The sequence below is a fragment of the Actinokineospora diospyrosa genome (assembly GCF_024171925.1).
Lineage (GTDB): Bacteria > Actinomycetota > Actinomycetes > Mycobacteriales > Pseudonocardiaceae > Actinokineospora > Actinokineospora diospyrosa.
Map to the genome: position 1 here is coordinate 283,127 of NZ_JAMTCO010000009.1, position 20,288 is coordinate 303,414.

A 20,288-nucleotide genomic window follows, 5' to 3' on the forward strand; every position below is an offset into this window, starting at 1 on the left:
TCGCGCGGACAGATGACACTGTCTTGTCCGCGAGGCCGTGCCTCGCTGTTGTGGAACCAACCCACGACGGCCGGTGTAGGTGCGGTACGGGCTCAACAACGTCGAGGGTTGGGGGCGTCACGGACGAGGACGGGCAATTAGTGTCGCGAACGTGCGCCGGGGACCTGGGCGCGTTCGCCGACCTCGTGCGCCGCCACCACTCGGCGGCGCACCGGCTGGCCCTGGTCTCCGGGGCCGGGAACGACGCGGACGACGTCGTGCAGGAGGCGTTCGTCCGCGCGTTCAACGCGCTGTCGGGCTTCCGCCCGGGTGCCGCGTTCCGGCCGTGGCTGCTGCGCATCGTCGTCAACCTGACCCGCAACTCCTACCGGTCCCGGATCCGCCGGGCGGGCCTGGTGCTGCGGGCGGCGGAACTGCGCGAGCACCTCGACGGCGTGGACGGGGCCGACCCGCAGGGCATGGCGCTGGTCGCCGAACGCGACCGGCGGCTGTGGGCGATGCTGCGCTCGCTGCCGGACAAGGACCGGCAGGTGCTCGGCTGCCGCTACCTGCTCGACCTGTCCGAGACCGAGACCGCCGAGGTCCTCGGCTGGCCCAGGGGCTCGGTCAAGTCGCGCACGTCGCGGGCGTTGACCCGGTTGCGCGCACTGGCGGAACCGGAACTGGCGGGGGAGCGGCATGGGTGAGCACGAGGAGCCTGCACTGGCTCGCGAACTGGTGGACCTCGGCCGCGCCATGGACCGGCAGCCGTCCGCCCGCACCGTGGCGACCATAGTGGCCCGAGCCGTCGAGCAAGCGCCACCGCGCAGGCCGCGGGCCAAGATCCTGCTGGCCGCCGCGTCCGTGGCCGCCGTGCTCGCGTTGAGCGTGCACGCCGAGTCCCTGCTGCGCGACACCGCGGCGGACGTGACCACCTCGGCCGAGACCGGCATCGGCGACTGCTCCGCGTGGGCGTCGATGGACGTGGTCCCGCTCGCCAAGTTGAACCTGGACACCGGCTGGGACCCGCCGTCGTCGGTGGGCATGTGGAGCGCGCAGCAGTACTTCACCCGCAACACCGCGTCCACCAACATCGCCGCGATGGTGCACTACACCCGGGGCGCGGACATGGTCAGCCTCGAGCGCTACCCGCCGCACATGCGCATCGACCTCAAACCCGCCAACGTGGGCGAGGTGGCGGAGACCCACGTCGGCGCGTACGCGGGTCAGTGGGCCCGCGCCCGGCTGGGCGGCTACTACCGGGTCACCACCGTGCTGCAGGGCTCCGACGGCCAGGAGGGCGACCGGATCGCGGTCATCTGCGACGGCAGCAGGCTCACCTGGACCGACCGCGACGGCAGCAGCTACTCGCTGTCCGGGTCGGTCAGCGAGGAAGCCCTGCTCGCGATGGCCGAGTCCCTGCCCTGACCTGGGGGTTGGCGGGCGGTCTGCCCACTGCCCCGCCAAAGCCGGGGCCGCGTCCGAGGGGGAGTCGGGCGCGGCCCCGGGCATTTCCCCCCACCGGCTCCGACCTGGTCAGCGCGATCTGGCCAGCACAGTCCGGTCAGCGCGGTCCATTCATCACAGTCTGTTATCACGGTTTCGAGTTTTGGACTTCTGCTTGTGTAATCGGCTATCTAGATAATGGGCATTGGTGAGTCGGCTGGCGACTCCGGGGAAGTGGGCCGCTCGCGGTCGAAGGGCAGCGCGGGAGAGGGGTGTCCGAGCGGGGACGTGGTGGAGCGGGTGGTGGCGTGCGCGGGTGAGCAGGGGTGGGAGAGCTGTGCCACACGGGGGTGCCGAGGGGCGGAACGGCCACGGGGCGCGGCGGGTTTCGCTACGATGCCCGCGCTGTTTTCCGAGACCGGACGAGAGGTTCCCCCCGTGAGCGCGACCGTCGAGACGCTCGAGTTTCAGTCCGAGGCACGCCAGCTGCTGCAGTTGATGATCCATTCGATCTACTCGAACAAGGACACCTTCCTGCGCGAGCTGGTCTCCAACGCCTCCGACGCGCTGGACAAGCTGCGGTTGGAGGCGTTCCGGGACAAAGACCTCGAGGTCGACACCGAGGACCCGCACATCGACCTGGTGCTCGACAAGGCCGCCAGGACGCTGACCGTGCGCGACAACGGCATCGGGATGTCGCGCGAGGAGGTCGTGTCGCTGATCGGCACCATCGCCAAGTCGGGGACCGCGGAGTTCCTGCGCAAGCTCAAGGAGAACCAGGGCTCGCAGGACCTGATCGGCCAGTTCGGCGTCGGCTTCTACGCCAGCTTCATGGTGGCCGACAAGGTCACCCTGGTGACCCGCAAGGCGGGCGAGCCGGGCGGGACCCGCTGGGAGTCCACCGGCGAGGGCACCTACACGATCGAGCCGGTCGAGGAGGCGCCGCAGGGGACCTCGGTCACGCTGCACCTCAAGCCCGAGGACACCGAGGAGCACCTCTACGACTACGCCTCCCGGGCGAAGGTCGTGGAGATCGTGCGCCGCTACTCCGACTTCATCACCTGGCCGATCCGGGTGGAGCCGGAGGACGGCGGTGAGCCGGAGACGGTGAACTCGCGCAAGGCGCTGTGGGCGCGGTCGCAGAGCGAGGTCACCGAGGACGAGTACACCGAGTTCTACAAGCACGTCAGCCACGACTGGACCGCCCCGCTGGAGACCATCCGGCTCTCCGCCGAGGGTGCCTTCGAGTACCAGGCGCTGTTGTTCCTGCCGCAGCGCGCGCCGTTCGACCTGTTCATGCGCGACCGCAAGCGCGGGGTCCAGCTCTACGTGAAGCGCGTCTTCATCATGGACGACTGCGAAGAGCTGATGCCGGAGTACCTGCGCTTCGTCAAGGGTGTGGTCGACGCGCAAGACCTCTCGCTCAACGTGTCCCGCGAGATCCTGCAGCGCGACCGGCAGATCCAACTGATGCGCAGGCGCCTGGTGCGCAAGGTGCTGTCAACGGTCAAGTCGCTGATGGCGGACAAGCCCGAGTCTTACGACACCTTCTGGTCGGAGTTCGGCCGCGCGGTCAAGGAGGGCCTGCTCGACGACGTCGACAACCGCGACGCCATCCTCGACATCTCGTCCTTCGCCTCCACCAACGACCCCGAGAAGCTCACCACGCTCGCCGGGTACGTGGAGCGGATGAAGGAGGGGCAAGAGCACATCTACTACATGACCGGCGAGTCCCGCTCCGCCCTGGAGAACTCCCCGCACCTGGAGGCGTTCCTGGCCAAGGGCTACGAGGTGCTGCTGCTCACCGACGCGATCGACGAGATGTGGGTCGGGTCGGTGCCCGAGGTCAAGGGCAAGAAGCTGCAGTCGGTCGCCAAGGGGCAGGTCGACCTGGACGCCGACGCGGACACCGATGAGACCAAGCAGCGCGCCGAGGAGTTCGCGGGCCTGCTGTCCTGGATGACCGAGCAGCTGGGCGACGCGGTCAAGGAGGTCCGGCTGTCCTCCCGGCTGACCACCTCCCCGGCGTGCGTCGTCGGCGACGAGTACGACCTGACGCCCACCCTGGAGAAGATGTACCGGGCCATGGGGCAGGACATGCCGGACGTCAAGCGCATCCTGGAGCTCAACCCGACCCACCCGTTGGTCACCGCGCTGCGCACCGCGCACGCCGAGGAGCGCCCCGACCTGGCCGACACCGCTGAACTGGTCTACGGCATGGCTGTGCTCGCCGAGGGCGGCGACCTGGCTGACCCGACCAGGTTCGTCCGCCTGCTGTCCACGAGGCTCGAGAAGACCCTATAGGCGCCTAGCCCTAAGAGGACCGCAGCCCACCGGGACACCGCGAGGAAGCGGTCGTACGGTGGGCTGCGTGGGAGGGTCTTCAGAGCGTCGTGTCGAGGTCGTGGCGGTGTCCGCTGCTATCGGCAGTGAGCTGCTGTTCGCCGACGTGACGTTCGCTGTGGGGCCGGGGGAGTGCGTTGTGCTCTCGGGCCGCAACGGCTCAGGCAAGTCGACGCTGCTCGGGTGCCTCTATGGGACCCGGCAGGTGTCGTCGGGGGTGGTCCGGGTCGGCGGGATGACCCCCGACGAGCGGAAGGTGGGGTTCCGGCGGCGGGTGTCGGTGGTGCTGGACGACTCGGCGCTGTTCGACGAGTTGACCGCCCGCCAGCACCTCGACCTCCTGTTGCGCTCGTTCCCCGCCGTTGACCACCGCGGTGTCGAGGGCTGGTTGGGACTGGCCGGGTTGGACGAGCGGGCGGACGTGCCCGCCCTGGGGTTGTCAGCGGGGCAGCGGCGGCGGTTGTTGCTCACCGGGGCCGTCGCGCGCGACCACGACGTGCTGCTGCTGGACGAACCGGAGCGGGCGCTGGACACCGCCGGGCGCGAGTGGCTGATCGGGCTCATCGCGGCCGAGCGGCGGCGGGGGACGGCGGTCGTGGTCGCCAGCCATCACGGGCCGTTGGCGGACCGGGTGGGCGCGGCCCGGGTCGAACTCGGGTGAGTGACACCGGCAGCCGCGTTCTGGCGCTCATCCTCGCTGTCGGTGTTGGCGGGGCACCGTTCTACCAGCCGGACGCCACGCGGGCCGCGCTGCTGGGTGACGCCGTCGTGCCGCCGGACGCGCTGGTGGCGGTCGTGTGCCTCGGTGTCGCGGTGGCGTGGTGGTCGACCCAGGGCCGTGGCTACCTGTGGGCGGACCCGGCATGGCTGACGTGGGAGGACTTCACCAACGGACGGGCAGCCGCGCTCAACAAGAGGATGGTGCGCGGGTGGATGGCGCGGTGGGCCGCCCTGGGCTATGGCGCTGCCGTCACAGGGATGGTCCTGGGATGGAGTGGGATCTCTTACGCTGCCGTGCTTTTCGTCGGATATGGCTGTCTTGCCCTAGCCGCCAGCAGGGTGAAGTCACCGGGGATCGCGGAAAGCGGGCTGCCGTTGCTCTTGGCGGCGTCTTCGGCTTGGCCGATCCCGTTGGCAGCCAGCGCGGCAGCGGCAACCGCAATTGGCATCCTGCTGCTGCGTAAGGAGCCCTTGGCCGAGACAGCCGGGCGTGAGGAGCTCGTCCGAGGCTTTTCTGCCCGCATGACCCAACGCGTCTCGGTCGCGTTCCTCGACGTCTGGGGACTCCTTCCGCCAGCACAACCTCTATCCCTGGAACGGGTCTTCGCCCGCAAGCCCGTCTTGCCGCGCTACTTGGTGGCAGGAGTCTTGACCCGCGCGAGAGCGGTAGTAGGTGCCGGGTTGATCGCCGTAGTGGTAGCCACGCTGCACCGGCTGTTTCCTGCTGTACCGACAGTGTGGTGGGTCGGCATCGGTGGTTACCTGGCCGCGGTCCCTTTCGCGGCCCCAGTCGCGCAACTGCACCGAACACCGGGGCTTCGGCGCTGGCTCAACAACTCCATGCTTGCGGTCAAGGCCACCGCGGCTCTCATCCTGGCCGCTCTCGCCGCGCTCTGGCTCGCGGTGGTGACCGCGCTCGGCGTCGACTTCCACCCTGCCGCCCTGGTGGCTGTCCCCTTGGCCGCCACGGCCGCGGTCCGGTCGGTCACCCGGGCCCCGATCGACTTCGCCAACGTCGGCATGGTCGACGTGGGCGGGGTCCTGGTGCCGATGGGGCTGGTGGTGCAGGTGGCCCGCGGCGTCGACGCCCTGCTGCTCGGGATCTTGTTGCTCGGCGCGGGTTTGCTGCCGGTCGCGGCCGCGGTCTGTGCGGCAGCCTTGCTGTTCTGACCCGAAAATCCCGCAGCTGAGAGTGCTCGCGCTGGTACCGTGGGTTAACAGCCCCTAGAAGCTACGGGTCGGCTGGGGATCGGCCCGGGAACAGGAGCTCCCATGGCCACGCCCACCACTTCACCGGTCGAATTGCCCGTTCCGCGGGACGAACCCGTGGCACCGCCGCGGTCGTTCCGGCTGCTCGGCCTGCCGCTCGAGCTGACCGACCGGCAGGCGGGGTGCCCGTTCGCGCCCGCGGCCAAGCTCACCGAGTTGAGCGCCACCGGCCCGGTCCACCGCGTCACCGTGCCCGACGGCGAGGACATCTGGCTGGTCACCGGGCACGCCGAGGCCAGGGCACTGCTGGCCGACCCGAGGTACAGCTCCGACCTGACCCGCTCACCGGCGGCGATGAGCAGGCTGCCCGAGGACGTCCGCGACCGGCTGCTCTCGCCGAAGAACCGCGCGGGCAACTTCCTGTCCATGGACGCCCCCGAGCACACCCGCTACCGCAAGCTGCTCACCGGGCAGTTCACCGTGCGCCGGATGCGGCAGCTGGAGCCCAGGATCACCCAGATCGTCACCGAGCACCTCGACACGCTCATCGCCGCGGGCCCGACGGCCGACCTGGTGCCCGCCTTCGCGCTGCCGGTGCCGTCGCTGGTGATCTCCGAGCTGCTCGGCGTCGACTACGCCGACCGGGCCACCTTCCAGCAGCGCACCGCCAAGCTGCTCAACCTCGACACACCGCTGGAGGAGGTGCTCGAGCAGGTCGACGCGCTGCGGGCGTTCATGCTGGAGCTGGTCACCGCGAAGCGGGCCGCCCCGGCCGACGACCTGCTCTCCGGGCTCGTGCACGCCGACCCGGAGCACCCGCTCACCGACGACGAGCTCGTCGGGATGGCGAACCTGCTGCTCATCGCGGGCCACGAGACCACGGCCAACATGCTGGCGCTGGGCACCTTCGCGCTGCTGGAGCACCCGGGCCAGCTGGCGCTGCTGCGCGGGAACCCGGCGCTGGCCGCGACCGCGGTCGAGGAGCTGCTGCGGTTCTTGACGATCATCCACCTGGGCATCCGGCGCACCCCGCTGGTGGCCGTCGAGCTCGGCGGCCACCACGTCGAGGCGGGTGCGAACGTGATGGTCTCCGCGCAGATGGCCAACCTCGACCCCGAGCAGTACGGCCAGCCCGATGCCCTGGACGTGACCCGGCCCCGCGGTCCGCACCTGGCTTTCGGCCACGGCATCCACCAGTGCCTGGGCCAGCAGTTGGCCAGGGTCGAGATGACCATCGGGTTCACCGAGCTGCTGCGCAGGCTGCCCGGTCTGCGGCTGGCCGTCCCCGCGGCCGACGTGCCGGTCCGCGACGACATGGCGATCTACGGGGTGCACTCGCTGCCGGTCACCTGGGACGCCTGACCCCGCCTGGGGCCGGTGCTCGACGCATCGGCCCCTAGGCGCTGTCCTGCAAGTCAGGCACGCGCTACCCGCGCCCGTGCGCCCAGGAGCCACGCGGATCACCGATCCCACGCACCAGACCCACAGGACAGCGCCTAGGCGGTCAGTCCGCGCTGATCGCTTGCGCCGGGCAGGTGTGCACGGCGGTGAGCACGTCGCGCTCCTGCTCCGGCGCGGGGTCCGGGCGCAGCAGCACGACCGTGCCGTCGTCCTCGCTCTGGTCGAACACCTCGGGCTGGGTCAGCACGCACATCCCCGACCCGACACAGCGGTCACTGTCCACGACGACCCTCATCGACCTGCCTCCCCCGGAGATGGTGCTACCCCACCATCATGCACTCGGCGCACCCGCTCGGGCACGCCCCGTGCTCACCAGGAACCGGCGACCTGGTGCACCGCGGCGTTGAGCCGGTTCCACACGTTGATGTTGGCGATGGCCACCAGCAGCGCCGAGGTCGCCCGCTCGTCGTAGTGCTCGCGCACCCGCGCCCACAGCGCGTCGCTCACCGGGTTCGCGGTGTCGGCCAGCCGGGTCAGCACCTCGGTCAGCTCCAGCGCCACCCGCTCGGCGTCGGTGAAGAACGGCGCCTCCCGCCACGCCGCGACGGTGAACAGCCGCTCGTCGCTCTCCCCGGCCTTGCGCATGTCCCTGGCGTGCATGTGGACGCACGCGCTGCACCCGTTGATCTGGCTGGCGCGCAACTTCACCAGCTCGATGGTCGACTCCTCGACCCCCTGGCCCGAGGCGGCCTTGCCGAAGGCGAGCAGTGCCTTCATGGCCTCGGGGATGACGGCGGTCGGGTTGTCCATCCGTGCCTGCATGTCGGTCCCTCCAGATTTCGTCGCTGTCACGGGGAGGACGGGGCGACGGGGGAGGGTGTGACAGCTCAGTTCTTGCTGGGCGTGTGATCCACGACACCGGCCGGGCCGGTGTAGGGCACGAGCTTGCCCAGCTTGCGGTCCCGCCGCGGCGCGCGGGCGTCGGCGTTGGGGAAGACCCACTTCTTGAACGCCCACCACCGGAACACCATCGCGATCACCGTGCCCACGATGGACCCGAACAGGAAGTCGGCCACCTCCTGCGAGAGCGCGCTGACGTGCGGCTGCTCCAGGTCGAACACGTAGCGCGAGAGGTAGAGCGGGGCGGTGTAGAAGAACAGCGAGGCGCCGCTGATGGCGAAGAACAGCGCGGCCTCGTGGTGGCGCTCGCGGCCGCCGCGGGTGTCGAAGGACCACTCGCGGTTGAGGATGTAGGACACGATCGTGGCCAGGATGACCCCGATGGCCTTCGCGACGACCGGCTTGGGCTCGAGCACGGTCAGCTTCAGCAGGTACCAGGTGCCGTTGTCCACCAGGTAGGCGACGCTGCCGACGACGCCGAACTTCAGCAGCTCGCGGTGCTTGAGCGCGAGCGGCCGCAGCCGGGCAGGCAGGACGCGCAGGGCCACGTCGCGGAGGGGCATGCGCCCCAGGCTAGCCGAAACGGCGCCGGATTCACCGGCGCGAACGCAAATTGGTCCAGACCTTTTGGGCGGGTGGGCGGGCGGTCAGGCGGTCAGGCGGTCGGGCGGTCGGGTGGTCAGCCGGTCGGCAGCGGCATCGGGCCCATCGCGTCGTCGCCGCCCACCGCGGTGTCTGTCAGGTCGAGCGCCAGGGTGAACCCCGCCCGGTATCCGCTGGTGCCGTCGACCTCGGCCTCGACCGGGGCGAGCAGCAGTTGGTCGCCGCCCTGTTTGTAGAGCTGGTCGGTCTTGTTGGTCGTGTCGGCCGGTCCGTGCGCCTGGTAGGGGCCGGTGGCCAGGTAGCGCGCGGTGAGCTCGTCGGGGAAGTACAGCTGCGAGGTGAACTCGTAGGCCTTGCCGTCGGCGCCGGTGGTGCGGACCTTCACGTGGATGTGGACCGCCCGGCCCTCGTACCACCCGGGCAGGACGGTGGTGAACGCGACGCGGCCTGCGGAGTCGCCGACCTGCAGGCCGCGCAGGTGCTTGGTGCCGGTGGTGCCCTCACTGGCTATGTCGGAGTAGTCGCCCGCCGCGTCGCAGTGCCAGATGTCGACGACCGCGCCCGCCAGGGGTTGGCACCCGCCGCCGTCGAGCCGCAGCACGGTGAGCGCGAGCGCCAGCGGCGTGCCCGCCACCCGGACCCCGGTGTCCGGGTCGGACCGGATGTCGGAGCGGTCGAGGTTCTCGTCGACGAAGTACGGACCCTCCATCTGCTCCGGTCGGGCCACGCAGTCCACCGGCTGGTCGCTCGCCTCGCTGGTGCACGCCGCCAGGGTCATGGCCGCCGCGCCAAGGCCGAGCAGGGCCAGCGCTTGCCGTCTACCCAGGACACGACCCACCGGGTCGTCGTCGTGGTCGTCGTTGTGTGCCACGTCCTGGCGCGGGTGATCGCTTGCCACGGTCAGCTCTCGTAGACGATGCGGCCGCCGACGACGGTCAGGTTCACCCCGACGTGGGGGAGGTCGGCGGGGGCGACCTCCAGCGGGTTGGCCTCCAGCACGCACAGGTCGGCGACCTTGCCCACCTCCAGCGAGCCCTTCCACGACTCCGCGCCGTCCTGCTCGGCAGGCGTGACGGTGTAGCCGCGCAGCAGTTGCCGCATCAGTTCCGGGCTCGCCTTGGCGCCCATCCACTCGGCCGCCGCGGCCACCCAGCGCCGCCAGTCCGGCTCGATGACCGGGGCGTCGGAGCTCAAGCACACCCGGACCCCCTGCTCGAAGGCCTGCCGCAGCGGCCACGCCCCGGCCAGCGCCTCCTCGCCGAGGGCGGCGGAGAGCCAGTCGCCGGTCATCACCGCGATGCCCGGCTGGGTGTTGAGGCCGATGCCCAACTCCGGCAGCCGCGCCAGGACCTCGGTGCCGACCAGATCGCCGTGGATCAGGTAGTGCCTGCCAGCCGGGCCGTGCGCGGCGATGGCGTCGGCCATGGCCGAGACGGTGACCTCGATGGAGCGGTCTCCGGTGGCGTGCACGCCGATCTGCGCGCCTGCCCGGTGCGCTAAGTCGATCATGCGGCGCAGGTTGGCCTCGCGCTCGGCCAGGTCGGTGCCCTCGACCAGCAGGTGGCCCTGGGAGCCGTCGGCGTAGCAGCGGTGCGTCCACGCCGAGCGCATCGGCGGGATGCCGTCGGCGAAGATCTTGACGCCCGCGACGGTGAGCCAGCGCGGGTCGGTCGCCGGGGTCGCGGAGCTCATGCCCGCCTCGAAGTCGGCGAGCGTGCTGGGGCCGTCGAGCTCGCCGAACAGCCGCAGGACGGTGACCCTGGCGCGCAGCAGGCCCTCGTTGGCCATCGCGGCGTACTCCTCGAGCACGCCGGTGGAGAAGCAGCCGGTCTGCCCGTTGTCCTCACCGGGACCCAGGCCGGGTTCGGTGTAGCTGGTGATGCCCAGGGCGGCGATGACGTCGCCCGCGCGCTGGATGGCGGCGCGGCGCTCGGCGGGGGTGCTCAGCCGCTGCGCGCCCGCGTCGGCCATCCCGCCCGCGCCGAGCAGGGTGCCCGGCCACAGGGTGCCCAGCCAGGCCCCGTGCAGGTGCGAGTCGTTGATGCCGGGCAGCACGGTGCGGCCGTAGAGGTCCACCACGTGGGTGTTCGGCCCGATCAGGTGCGCCACCTCGCCGAGGGCCACGACCCGTCCGTCCGCCACGGCCAGCGCGGTGCTCTCGGTGTCGGCGGCGTCGAGGGTGAGCACCGTGCCACCGGTGAGCACGAGGTCGGCGGTCTTCGGGTCGGCCACGGTGTCCTCCGTCAACAACTGTAGATCAAGCGGGGTGGAGCAGGGCACAGTATAGGTGGGCGAACGGGATTCTCCCCGTTTTTAGTCTATGTGTGTAGACTAACCCAACCATTCCACGGGTAGGAGGACGCATGGCGCAGGTCAACCGCATCCCGGTCCGGCCGCTGGGGCCAGGTGGACCGGACGTCTCGCTGTTCGGGCTGGGGTCGTGGAACACCTGGGACCGGATGGCGTTCGACGACGCGGTGGCCCTGCTGCGCCGCGCGCTGGCCGCCGGGGTGACCCTGTTCGACGTCGCGCACTACAACATGGGCCCGCACGCCGAGCAGGCCCGCACCGACATCATCTTCGGCGAGGTCGTGCGCGCCGCGGGCGTGGCCCGCGAGGAGTACCACCTGTGCGGCAAGTTGTGGCTGTGGGAGTACCCCACGACCAGCTTCGAGCAGCAGATGACCACCTCCCTGGAGCGCATCGGCACCGACCGCGCGGACAGCGTGGTGGTCGGCGACTACATGTCGCCCCCCGACATCGCCCAGATCGTCACCGATGTCAACGAGCAGATCCGCGCGGGCCGCTTCGCGGTCTGGGGGGTCAACAACTGGGTGGCCGCCGACCTGCGGCGCGCGCTCGACTTCGCCGCCGAAGAGGGCATGGTGGCGCCGATCTTCGCCCAGCTCAAGTACAGCGTCGCCCGCCGCAGCATGGCCGAGGGGCAGTACTACCTCCCGCACTTCACCGAGGGCAGGCTCGCCCTGCAGGCCTCCGACGTCTTCGAGGGCGGCATCCTCGCCGGTCGCAAGTTCCCCGAGCGCAAGATCGGCGCCGACCCCGGCGGCATCCGCGACACCATCCGCGCGGCCGCGGACGTGGTCGCCGAGGTCGCCGCCCGCCACGGCGCGACCGCCGCCCAGGTGGCCATCGCCTTCTGCCTGCTCAACCCGGCCGTGTCGAACGTGCTCTTCGGCGTCAGCAGGATTTCCCAGCTGGAGGACAACCTCGCCGCGCTCGCCCTGGCCCAGGAGCACGGCCCGGCGCTGCGCGCCGCCCTCGATCCCCTGTGGGCGGACAAGGCGGTCAACGCGGACGGCTCCTGGTAGTCCCGTGGCTGGTCGGACCGGGTGCGCGGGCCCCGGTCCGTCCACTGTGGAGGAACAACTGGAGGCTGGACCGGGAGTTCGGCTGTTGTGCGTCTACGGGTGGGGACCGGGAGAATCGACCTGGTGGATCACGCACGCCCGCGTGGTGGCTTCCTCGACGGTGTGATCGCCTGAGAGGAGGCGGGTGGGGGACCTGCCTGTCGAACAGGTCCCCCGCTCGTTGCCGGTGGGTCCACGGGTCTACGCGTGTGGGTTGTCCACGCGGCGCCGCCCGGCCCGGTAAATCTGTGTATTGGGTGCGCCCGGGTCAGGGCTGGGTGATCCGCTCGAAGAAGGCGTCCAGGTGGGCCTTCTGCAGCTTGCGGGTGGAGTAGCGGGCACCGACCAGGCTCATCACGTTGGCGCCCGCGTGCAGGAGCACGAGTTCGTCCACCAGTTGGGCGTCCGGGACGGCGGTGCGGATGTCGCCCTCGGCGCGGGCCCGGCGGATGTGGTCGGCCAGCAGGCCGCGCCAGGCCTTGAGGTGGGTCAGGTAGCGGTCGTGCAGGCGCTTGTTCGACAGCGACATCTCCCAGAACGCGAGCAGGACTCGCCCCGCGGTCACCCGCTTGGCGTCCAGCGGCATCGTCGCGGTGCACAGGGTGCGCAGCGCGGCCAGCGCCGACTGCTCCTGCGCCGGGTCGCCGACCTGGGTGTTGACCATGCTGAGCGCGCGTTCGAAGGTGGCCTCCACCAGCACGTCCTTGCTGGGGAAGTACCGCTTGAGCGCCCCGTTGGCGAACCCGGCGGCCTCGGCGATCTCGCGCATCGTCGCGGCTTCCAGGCCGCCGCGCATGATCAGGCCCCAGGTCACCTCCACGATGTGCGCGCGACGCTCGTCGTGGTCGATGACCTTGGGCATCGTGCTCCTTCGAGGACAAGGGGGTCGTACAGTGGCCGATAGTGTAACGGTCAACCGGTGTCCGGTGTCCCCTGCCGCGCGGACCGGATGGCGCAATCCTGCCACGAGCCGCCCCCGCGCGGCGCTTTCCCGCCGAACTGCTGGTGGCCGCCGAGGCGGACCGTCCACTCCCGACCCGGGTGCCTGACCGCCGGGTGCGCTGGTGTCAAGGGACAGAACCTGGTCATTGTGGTCACCGGCCTTCCGCCCGCTCGACCCGGCTCGCCACCATGGCGGGGGAAACCCGCGTGGTCGCGGGGAGAACCGCGCCCCAGCCGCCACGTACCTCCCGGCATGCCGTGTCGACCTCGGGAGAACGCCATGGACACCCCGCACATCGGACAGGGACAGGACCGGTCGCTGGTGGACCGGTTGCGCGCCGGCGAGACCGCCGCCGGGCGGGAGCTCTTCGAGCGCTGGCAGCCGTGGCTGCGGCGCTTCTTCCGCGCCAGGACCGACTCCGCCGACGTGGACGACCTCGTCAGCGAGGTGATCACCAGGGCGCTGGAGGGCATCCGCGGCGGCGCTCGGCCCGAGGTGCTGGGGGCGTGGCTGACCGGGATCGCCAAGAACCTGCTGAAACGGCGCTACCAGGGCGAACCGGTGGGGGAGTTGCCCGACGAGGTGGCGAGCGGCGGGACCGACCCGGTGTGGGAGCTCGACCGGGTCGACCCGCCCGAGCTGCCGTCCGACCTGGAGTTCCTGATGGACCGGCGGCGGCTGTGGGAGACCGTCGACGCGGCGACCAGGGGGCTGCGCGAGGACGACGCCACCCTGCTGCGCACCCACATCGAGCTGACCGTCCAACGTCGCCGCTGGGTGGTGGGCACCGAGTTGGCCGAGGCCCTCGGGCGCTCGGTCACCATCGTCAACCGCCAGTTGAACCGCTCCCGCGGCCGGGTGCTGTCGCTGATCGGCGTGCTGGTCACCGCGCGCACCGGCAGGCAGGACTGCCCGGCGCTGGCGGGCACGATGGACTCGGTGCTGCGGGCCGAGCAGGTCCGCGCGGGCCACGACCTGGTGCTCGACCCGACCCAGGCCGCGACGTTGCTCAACCACGTCAACGGTTGTCCCGCCTGCACGCCGCGCGCGCAAGAGGCCAAGGACTACAGCCGGTGGGCGTGGGGACCCGGCCTGCTCGGGTTGCCGCGCGACGAGGAGGAGCGCCGCCGCGCGGTGCTGGCGGTGGTGGACCGGACGGCCGAAAGGGCCGCCGCGGCGGTGGCCGAGCGGCCTGGGGTGCTGGAGCGCGTGCGGGCGGTCGTGGCCACCAAGGTCGCGCTGCACCAACCGGCGGCGGTGTCGCGGCTCGCGCAGGACAACCCGGACGCCCTCCACCGCATTGTTGTCGCGGCGGCCAGTGGCGTGGTGGTGCTCGCGGCGGTGGTGATCACGTTGCTGACCACCGACCACGAGCCGCAGGCGAGCCCGCCGGTCGCGGGTCCACCCGGTACGTCTTCGCCTGTCGAGCCCCAGGCGCCCAGTGCCGTGGCCCAATCGGTCCCGTCGCTCCCCGAGCCGCCACGCCCGGTCGCCGAGGTGGCGGGCCCGTCCGCCGAACCCGCGGTCACCACCACGCCCGCCCGGACCACTGCTCCCTCGACCAGTGCTCCCACCACGGTTTCCTCGACCAGCGCTCCCTTGACCACCACCACTACTTCGTCGACCACTTCTTCCCCGACGGTGGTCCGTCCGGAGCCGGCCGCTGTCGAGGTCGACGCCACCGCCCTCTCCTACACGACCTTCGCCGTGGACGGCACCTGGTACGACACCCGCGCCCCGCAGCGGGTCCAACTCCCTCCCGGCGACCACGCCGTCAGCACCCAACTGGGCCACCGCATCCCGTTCCACATCACCGACGACCACCGCGTGACCTACGGCCCCGCCCACGAAGGCACCCTCACCGGCAGAGGAAGCACGACCCTGGCCGTCCACGGCCACCCCGTAACCCTCAACACCACCGGCGTCGACTACACCAACGCGACCGTTACCGGCACCGGATGGCCCACCTACCAGCCCATCCGCACCCTGCGCCTGTTACCGGGCGGCCACAGCGCGATCCCCGTGGCGGGCAACCCCCTCCCCTTCACCCTCACCCCCTCCGGCACCGTCGAGTACGCCACCGACCTGGAAGGCCTGCTCACCGGGTCCGGCACCACCACCCTCACCCTCCACGGCTTACCGGTCGCCCTCGACACGTCCGGCCTGGACGCCAGCAACGTCTCCGTGGCAGGCCTCGGCTGGCCCGCCAACCAACCACGGCGCACGGTTCGCTTGCTGCCGGGTGGGCAACGGCTGGTGAGTGGTGAGGGAAGCTCGGTTCCTTTCGGGATAACCCGGTCCGGCCAAGTGACTTACGCGCCCGAGTTGGAGGGGCTGCTGACCGGCGCGGGTAGCCCGACCCTGGCGGTGCACGGCTTGCGGATCACTGTCGACAGTTCTGCCTTGAGCGCCACGAACGTCACTCTCGGCGGGCTTGGTTGGCCTGCTTATCGGCCCCGGCGGGAGGTGCGGGTGCTGCCGGGGAGCTACCGGGTCGTGAGTGTTGAGGGGAACTCGATTCCGTTCTCCGTGACCGGGTCGGGCCAGGTGGCCTACTCGGCTGACCTGGAGGGCCTGGTGTCCGGGGCAGGTAGCACGACCCTTGTGGTCCACGGTCGGCTGATCACGCTTGACACTTCGGCTCTGAGCGCCACGAACGTCTCGGTTGGTGGTCTTGGGTGGCCTGCTTATCAACCACGGCGCGCGGTGCGGGTGTTGCCGGGGAGTCATCGGGTGGTGAGTGTTGAGGGGAACTCGGTTCCGTTCTCGGTGACCGCATCGGGTCGAGTGGCCTACTCGTCGGATGTGGAAGGGCTGTTGACGGGTGCGGGCGGCACGACTCTCACGGTTCATGGCCGAGCGATCACCCTCGACACTTCCGCTTTGAGCGCCACGAACGTCTCGGTTGGTGGACTTGGTTGGCCTGCCTATCGGCCTCGGCGGGAGGTGCGGGTGTTGCCGGGGAGTCACCGGGTGGTGAGTGTTGAGGGGAACTCAGTGCCGTTCTCGGTGACCGCGTCGGGTCAGGTGGCTTACTCGTCGGCCCTGGAGGGGCTGGTGTCCGGGGCTGGTAGCGCGACTCTCACGGTTCATGGTCGAGCGATCACCCTCGACACTTCCGGTTTGGACGCTTCCAATGTCACCCTGGGCGGGCTTGGGTGGCCCGCTTATCAGCCTCGGCGGGAGGTGCGAGTCCTGCCTGGCAACCACCGGGTCGTCAGTGCCGAGAACAACGCGGTGGCGTTCTCCGTGACCGCGCTAGGGCGAGTGGCCTACACATCGGACTTGGAAGGGTTGCTGACCGGCGCCGGTAGCACCACCTTGGCCGTGCACGGTCGGCCGATCACGCTTGACGCCAGCGCTACAACCACTGTGGATGCCTATCCTCAGCGACGCGTCTTTCGCTTGCTGCCGGGGAAGCACCGGGTGATCCGCGCTAGTGGGGCCGCCATCCCGTTCACCGTAACGGCGGCCGGTCTGGTGGCGTACGCGCCGGAGTTGGAAGGGCTGTTGACCGGTGCCGGTAGTACCACTCTCGTTGTGCGCGACTGGTCCTGATCCGACCGAGCAGGCCGTGGGAGGCCCCGGCGAAGGGGCCTCCCACTACGCGACCAACAGGGAAGCGCGCACGTCCGATTCCTTCACCACGATGCGCACCGGCACGTAAGCCGACGGGTCTATTCCCCGGTACCCGTGCCGCACCACCGCGTCGTGGATGCGTTCGGAGACCACCAGGACCAGGTCCGACGACGACCGGGCGAGTTCGGCGTAGAGCGGTTCGCCGTCCACCAACCGGCAGGCCAGGTTGACGTCGGTGCCGATCCAGCCGGTGTCGGCGCGCAGGACCTCTCCGGCGTGGATGGCCACCCGCAGCCTGATCCGGGTCCTGGCGCCCGCGTTGTACTCGCCGAGCCGGGACGACAGCGCGGGGACCAGCGGGTCCAGGAGGTCCACTTTGGACACCGACGGCGGCACCAGGATCAGCATCCCGTCGCCCCGGTCCGCCACGACCAGGCGCCACCAGGGGATGCCCGCGCGGCGGAACGCGCCGCGGACCACCGACTGCAGGGCGGCTCGGGCCCGCAGCTGCCCCGGGTCGTCCCAGCGCGACGACCCCACCATGTCGAGCACCACGATCGACCGGTGCCGCGGGCTGCTCCGCCGTGCGCGCACCCACTCCTCGATCACCATGACCCCTCCCGTCCTGACCGGCTCTTGGTCAGGACGTGCCGGATCCGGCCGACTTCTCCCCGCCCACCTCAGCAGTCGTGCCCGATGCGCACGTCGTACACCCGGACCGGGCGCTTCGGGGCGCCGTCGGTCGCGCCGTCGGGGGTGATGCCCGCGGCGACGATGCGGTCGAGGACCTCGATGCCGCGGGTGACCCGGCCCAGCACCGTGTACACCGGGCTGATCTGGGCGACCGAGTGCACGATGAACCACTCGCTGCCGTTGGTGCCCGGCCCCTGGTTGCCCATCGCGATGGTGCCGCGCGGGTAGGTCTCCTTGCCGGTCACCTCGTCCGGGAACTTGTAGCCGGGGCCGCCCTCCTCGGCGCGGTAGATGTCGCCGCACTGCAGGACACCCAGCCGCGGGCTGTTGGTGAGGCGGAAGCACTGCGAGTCGTCGTAGAAGTCCGCGCGGGCCAGGTGCAGCAGGTTGTGCACGGCGCACGGGGCGTTGTCCCGGTTGAGGAGCAGGTCCAACCGGCCGTAGTTGGTGCGGATGGTCACCGACACGTTCCCGTGCGCCTTCGCGCGGGACTTGGGCACGGTCACCGGGCGAGCGGCCGGGTTCTCCGGCGTCGGGGTGAACTGGCACTGGACGGTACCGCCGCCACCGTGACCGGTGGCGGACGCGGGCACGGCGGGCAGGGTCGCGGCCGCCAGCGCGAGGGTAGCGACGAGCAGAGTTCGCTTCATTCCTGGCACGCTAGCGGTCCGCGCAATCCCCCTGGGTTCTACGGATAACGGCCCTACCCGAGCCAGTGCGGGTCCGGGATCGTCTTCGACAGCACCGGCGCGATCTCGGCCTGGAACAACTCCAGCGTCGCCCGGTGCTGCGCCGGGGTCAGCCCGTCGCCGTCCGCGCTGATGTGCAGCACCTGGTGGCCGAACCGCTCGTGGTAGCGGCCGACCTTGTCCACGATCTGCTCCGGGCTGCCCACCAGCGCCGAACTGCGCGCCACGAAGTCCTCCAGGGAGTCGAACACCGGCTCCACCCCCAACCGCAGGAACAGGTTCAGCCGCGCCTCGAAGATCGGCCGGTACGTCGCGAGCGCCTCTTGCGAGGTCTTGGCCGCGTAGTAGCCCGCGGTACCCGCCCCGACGATCGCGTCCGCGGGCTTGTGCCCGTAGTGGGCCCACCGTTCGCGGTAGTACTCGATCAGATCGGCGTAAGGCTCGATCGGGTTGGTCACGTTCGCCGAGAACAGCGGGTCACCCCACTTGGCGGCCAACTCGACCGACTCACGGCTGGTAGCGCTGCCGTGCCACACGCGGATGGGCTGCTGCAGCGACTTCGGCCACACCTCGGCGTCGACCAGCGACGGGCGGAACTGCCCGGACCAGGTGACCTTGTCCTCCCGCCACAACCGGCGGAACAGCTCGTACCCCTCGGCGTTGCGCGCCCACTGGTCTTCCGGCGTGACGTGGAACAGTTCCCGCTGCGCGCTCCCGTTGCCCTTGCCGATGATCAGCTCAAGCCGACCGTCGGCGAGGTTGTCCAGCGTCGCGTAGTCCTCGTAGGCGCGTACCGGGTCCAGCAGGCTCAACGTGGTCACCGCGGTGAACAGCCGGATCCGCGACGTGCGCGCCGCGATGTGGCTCAACACCACCGGCGGGGACGAGGAGATGAACGGCCGCTCGTGCCGCTCACCCACCCCGTACCCGTCGAACCCCAATTCCTCCGCCAGCACCGCCGTGTCCACGACCTGGCGCAACCGGTCGCGGCTGCTCGCCTGGATCCCGGTGATCGGGTCCGCGGTGTGCGTGATCAGCGTGATGAGCAGGAACTTCACGCCGACCCACCGTCCAGGCCCAGGTGGTCGCGCAGCGTCGGGCCGCTGTACTCGGTGCGGAACACCCCGCGCTCCTGCAGCAGCGGCACCACCGTGTCGGCGAACTCGTCCAGCCCGCCCGGCGTCACGTGCGGCACCAGGATGAACCCGTCCGCCGCGTCCGCCTGCACCAGCTCGTCGATGCGCGCGGCCACCGTGGCCGCCGAGCCGACGAACGTCTGCCGCCCGCTGACCTGGATGATCAGCTCCCGGATGGACAGGTTCTTCGCCTCGGCCAGCGCCCGGTACTCGCGCGCGGTCGCCAGCGGGTCCCGGTGCATCCGCACGCTGGCCCGCCCGCGCGCGATCGTGTGCTCGCCGACGACCGGGTCGAAGGTGGGCAGCGGGCCGTCCGGGTCGTGGTCGGACAGGTCGGCGTTCCACAGCTGCTCCAACAGCTTGATCGCGGTCTGCCCGCTGACCTGCTGGTGGCGCACCACGTCCGCGCGCTCCTGGGCGTCGGCGTCGGTGTCGCCCAGCACGAACGTCGCCGCGGGCAGCACGACCAGCTGGTCGTGGCGCCGCCCGTACTTGGCCAGCCGCCCCTTGACGTCGGCGTAGAACGCCTGCCCCGCCTCCAGCGTCCCGTGCCTGCTGAAGATCGCGTCGGCCGAGGCGGCGGCGAACTCGCGGCCGCCGTCGGAGTCGCCCGCCTGCAGGATCACCGGCTTGCCCTGCGGCGAGCGCGGCACCGAGAACCGCCCGGAGATGTCGAAGTGCGCGTCCTTGTGCGCGAACGACCCCGCCGCGGCGTCGCTCAGGAACACCCCGGACGCCGCGTCCGCCACGACCTCGTCACCGCGCCACGAGCCGAACAGCTCCAGCGCCGTGTCCAGGAACGTCTGCGCCCGCTCGTAGCGCTGCTCTTGCGGCAAGAACCCGCCGCGGCGGAAGTTCTCCCCGGTGAAGGCGTCCCACGAGGTCACCACGTTCCACGCCGCCCGCCCGGCGGACAGGTGGTCCAGCGAGGCGAACTGGCGCGCGACCTCGTAGGGCTCGTTGAACGTGGAGTTGATCGTCCCGGCGAGACCGAGCCGCTCGGTGACCGCGGCGAGCGCGGCCAGCACGGTGAAGGTGTCCGGTCGCCCCACCACGTCCAGGTCGTAGATCTGCCCGCCCTGCTCGCGCAGCCGCAGGCCCTCGGCGAGGAAGAAGAAGTCGAACTTCGCCCGCTCCGCGGTCTGCGCCAGGCGCACGAAGGAGCTGAACTCGATGTGGCTGCCCGCCTGCGGGTCGCTCCACACCGTCGTGTTGTTCACGCCGGGGAAGTGCGCGGCGAGGTGAACCTGCTTGATCGGCTTGCCCATGTCCGTCCTCC

General features: G+C 70.7%; 18 protein-coding genes. 8 read left to right on the forward strand and 10 right to left on the reverse strand.

The window, feature by feature from the left end:
* The first annotated feature begins 140 nt into the window (after positions 1-140).
* From LV75_RS19390 to LV75_RS19415, 6 genes are all read left to right on the forward strand, one after another.
* Complete coding sequence (locus LV75_RS19390; protein WP_253888359.1) at positions 141-686, forward strand: RNA polymerase sigma factor; 546 nt, start codon at positions 141-143, stop codon at positions 684-686.
* Positions 679-1,407, forward strand: a complete 729-nt coding sequence (locus tag LV75_RS19395; RefSeq protein WP_253888360.1) for a hypothetical protein — start codon at positions 679-681, stop codon at positions 1,405-1,407. Before LV75_RS19390 ends, LV75_RS19395 begins: the two co-directional genes overlap by 8 nt.
* A 414-nt stretch (positions 1,408-1,821) precedes the next feature.
* Entirely contained in the window at positions 1,822-3,729 is a 1,908-nt protein-coding gene (gene htpG, locus LV75_RS19400; protein WP_301319421.1) for a molecular chaperone HtpG, read from the forward strand.
* A gap of 106 nt (positions 3,730-3,835) precedes the next feature.
* Complete coding sequence (locus LV75_RS19405; RefSeq protein ID WP_253888362.1) at positions 3,836-4,429, forward strand: ABC transporter ATP-binding protein; 594 nt, start codon at positions 3,836-3,838, stop codon at positions 4,427-4,429.
* Entirely contained in the window at positions 4,426-5,658 is a 1,233-nt protein-coding gene (locus LV75_RS19410; RefSeq protein WP_253888363.1) for a hypothetical protein, read from the forward strand. The genes LV75_RS19405 and LV75_RS19410 overlap by 4 nt, the downstream gene beginning before the upstream one ends.
* 102 nt (positions 5,659-5,760) lie before the next feature.
* Positions 5,761-7,059 carry a cytochrome P450 gene (locus LV75_RS19415; protein ID WP_253888364.1) on the forward strand — a complete coding sequence of 433 codons (1,299 nt, stop codon included), beginning with the start codon at positions 5,761-5,763 and terminating at the stop codon, positions 7,057-7,059.
* A gap of 142 nt (positions 7,060-7,201) precedes the next feature.
* On the opposite strand, the gene LV75_RS19420 is transcribed toward LV75_RS19415, so the two are convergent.
* The 5 genes from LV75_RS19420 to LV75_RS19440 all read right to left on the reverse strand — a co-directional run bounded on the left by LV75_RS19420 (position 7,202) and on the right by LV75_RS19440 (position 10,833).
* Positions 7,202-7,393, reverse strand: coding sequence for a ferredoxin (locus tag LV75_RS19420; protein ID WP_253888365.1), 192 nt, complete (start codon positions 7,391-7,393; stop codon positions 7,202-7,204).
* A gap of 74 nt (positions 7,394-7,467) precedes the next feature.
* Positions 7,468-7,920: a carboxymuconolactone decarboxylase family protein gene (locus tag LV75_RS19425; protein ID WP_253888366.1), complete on the reverse strand. Its 453-nt coding sequence runs from the start codon at positions 7,918-7,920 to the stop codon at positions 7,468-7,470.
* Positions 7,921-7,985: 65 nt separating this feature from the next.
* On the reverse strand, positions 7,986-8,561 hold the full coding sequence (locus LV75_RS19430) for a GtrA family protein (protein WP_253888367.1): 576 nt from the start codon (positions 8,559-8,561) through the stop codon (positions 7,986-7,988).
* Between the two features lie 116 nt (positions 8,562-8,677).
* Entirely contained in the window at positions 8,678-9,499 is an 822-nt protein-coding gene (locus LV75_RS19435) for a dioxygenase family protein (RefSeq protein ID WP_253888368.1), read from the reverse strand.
* Positions 9,500-9,501: 2 nt separating this feature from the next.
* The gene (locus tag LV75_RS19440; RefSeq protein ID WP_253888369.1) at positions 9,502-10,833 is read right to left on the reverse strand and encodes an amidohydrolase; all 1,332 of its coding nucleotides are present in this window, start codon (positions 10,831-10,833) and stop codon (positions 9,502-9,504) included.
* 131 nt (positions 10,834-10,964) lie between these two features.
* Between LV75_RS19440 and LV75_RS19445 the strand changes: the two genes are divergently transcribed.
* Positions 10,965-11,930 carry an aldo/keto reductase gene (locus LV75_RS19445; RefSeq protein WP_253888370.1) on the forward strand — a complete coding sequence of 322 codons (966 nt, stop codon included), beginning with the start codon at positions 10,965-10,967 and terminating at the stop codon, positions 11,928-11,930.
* 307 nt (positions 11,931-12,237) lie between these two features.
* Here the strand turns inward: LV75_RS19445 and LV75_RS19450 are convergent, their stop codons facing one another.
* On the reverse strand, positions 12,238-12,831 hold the full coding sequence (locus LV75_RS19450) for a TetR/AcrR family transcriptional regulator (RefSeq protein ID WP_253888371.1): 594 nt from the start codon (positions 12,829-12,831) through the stop codon (positions 12,238-12,240).
* Between the two features lie 360 nt (positions 12,832-13,191).
* Between LV75_RS19450 and LV75_RS35005 the strand changes: the two genes are divergently transcribed.
* On the forward strand, positions 13,192-16,470 hold the full coding sequence (locus tag LV75_RS35005; RefSeq protein WP_301319423.1) for an RNA polymerase sigma factor: 3,279 nt from the start codon (positions 13,192-13,194) through the stop codon (positions 16,468-16,470).
* 45 nt (positions 16,471-16,515) lie between these two features.
* Here LV75_RS35005 and LV75_RS19465 read toward each other — a convergent pair whose 3' ends face one another.
* From LV75_RS19465 to LV75_RS19480, 4 genes are all read right to left on the reverse strand, one after another.
* On the reverse strand, positions 16,516-17,103 hold the full coding sequence (locus LV75_RS19465; protein ID WP_253888372.1) for a nucleotidyl cyclase domain-containing protein: 588 nt from the start codon (positions 17,101-17,103) through the stop codon (positions 16,516-16,518).
* A gap of 68 nt (positions 17,104-17,171) precedes the next feature.
* Positions 17,172-17,834: a peptidylprolyl isomerase gene (locus LV75_RS19470; RefSeq protein WP_253888373.1), complete on the reverse strand. Its 663-nt coding sequence runs from the start codon at positions 17,832-17,834 to the stop codon at positions 17,172-17,174.
* A gap of 53 nt (positions 17,835-17,887) precedes the next feature.
* Positions 17,888-18,931: an LLM class flavin-dependent oxidoreductase gene (locus tag LV75_RS19475; RefSeq protein ID WP_253888374.1), complete on the reverse strand. Its 1,044-nt coding sequence runs from the start codon at positions 18,929-18,931 to the stop codon at positions 17,888-17,890.
* Positions 18,928-20,277: an NtaA/DmoA family FMN-dependent monooxygenase gene (locus LV75_RS19480; protein WP_253888375.1), complete on the reverse strand. Its 1,350-nt coding sequence runs from the start codon at positions 20,275-20,277 to the stop codon at positions 18,928-18,930. Before LV75_RS19480 ends, LV75_RS19475 begins: the two co-directional genes overlap by 4 nt.
* Between the last annotated feature and the right edge of the window lie 11 nt (positions 20,278-20,288).

What these genes read in the sequence shown, in the direction of transcription:
- LV75_RS19465 (WP_253888372.1), bottom strand. Translation starts at nt 17,103, where the DNA reads ATGGTGATCGAGGAGTGGGTGCGCGCACGGCGGAGCAGCCCGCGGCAC.
- LV75_RS19420 (WP_253888365.1), bottom strand. Translation starts at nt 7,393, where the DNA reads ATGAGGGTCGTCGTGGACAGTGACCGCTGTGTCGGGTCGGGGATGTGC.
- LV75_RS19415 (WP_253888364.1), top strand. Translation starts at nt 5,761, where the DNA reads ATGGCCACGCCCACCACTTCACCGGTCGAATTGCCCGTTCCGCGGGAC.
- LV75_RS19470 (WP_253888373.1), bottom strand. Translation starts at nt 17,834, where the DNA reads ATGAAGCGAACTCTGCTCGTCGCTACCCTCGCGCTGGCGGCCGCGACC.
- LV75_RS19430 (WP_253888367.1), bottom strand. Translation starts at nt 8,561, where the DNA reads ATGCCCCTCCGCGACGTGGCCCTGCGCGTCCTGCCTGCCCGGCTGCGG.
- LV75_RS19395 (WP_253888360.1), top strand. Translation starts at nt 679, where the DNA reads ATGGGTGAGCACGAGGAGCCTGCACTGGCTCGCGAACTGGTGGACCTC.
- htpG (WP_301319421.1), top strand. Translation starts at nt 1,822, where the DNA reads ATGCCCGCGCTGTTTTCCGAGACCGGACGAGAGGTTCCCCCCGTGAGC.
- LV75_RS35005 (WP_301319423.1), top strand. Translation starts at nt 13,192, where the DNA reads ATGGACACCCCGCACATCGGACAGGGACAGGACCGGTCGCTGGTGGAC.
- LV75_RS19445 (WP_253888370.1), top strand. Translation starts at nt 10,965, where the DNA reads ATGGCGCAGGTCAACCGCATCCCGGTCCGGCCGCTGGGGCCAGGTGGA.
- LV75_RS19450 (WP_253888371.1), bottom strand. Translation starts at nt 12,831, where the DNA reads ATGCCCAAGGTCATCGACCACGACGAGCGTCGCGCGCACATCGTGGAG.
- LV75_RS19480 (WP_253888375.1), bottom strand. Translation starts at nt 20,277, where the DNA reads ATGGGCAAGCCGATCAAGCAGGTTCACCTCGCCGCGCACTTCCCCGGC.
- LV75_RS19425 (WP_253888366.1), bottom strand. Translation starts at nt 7,920, where the DNA reads ATGCAGGCACGGATGGACAACCCGACCGCCGTCATCCCCGAGGCCATG.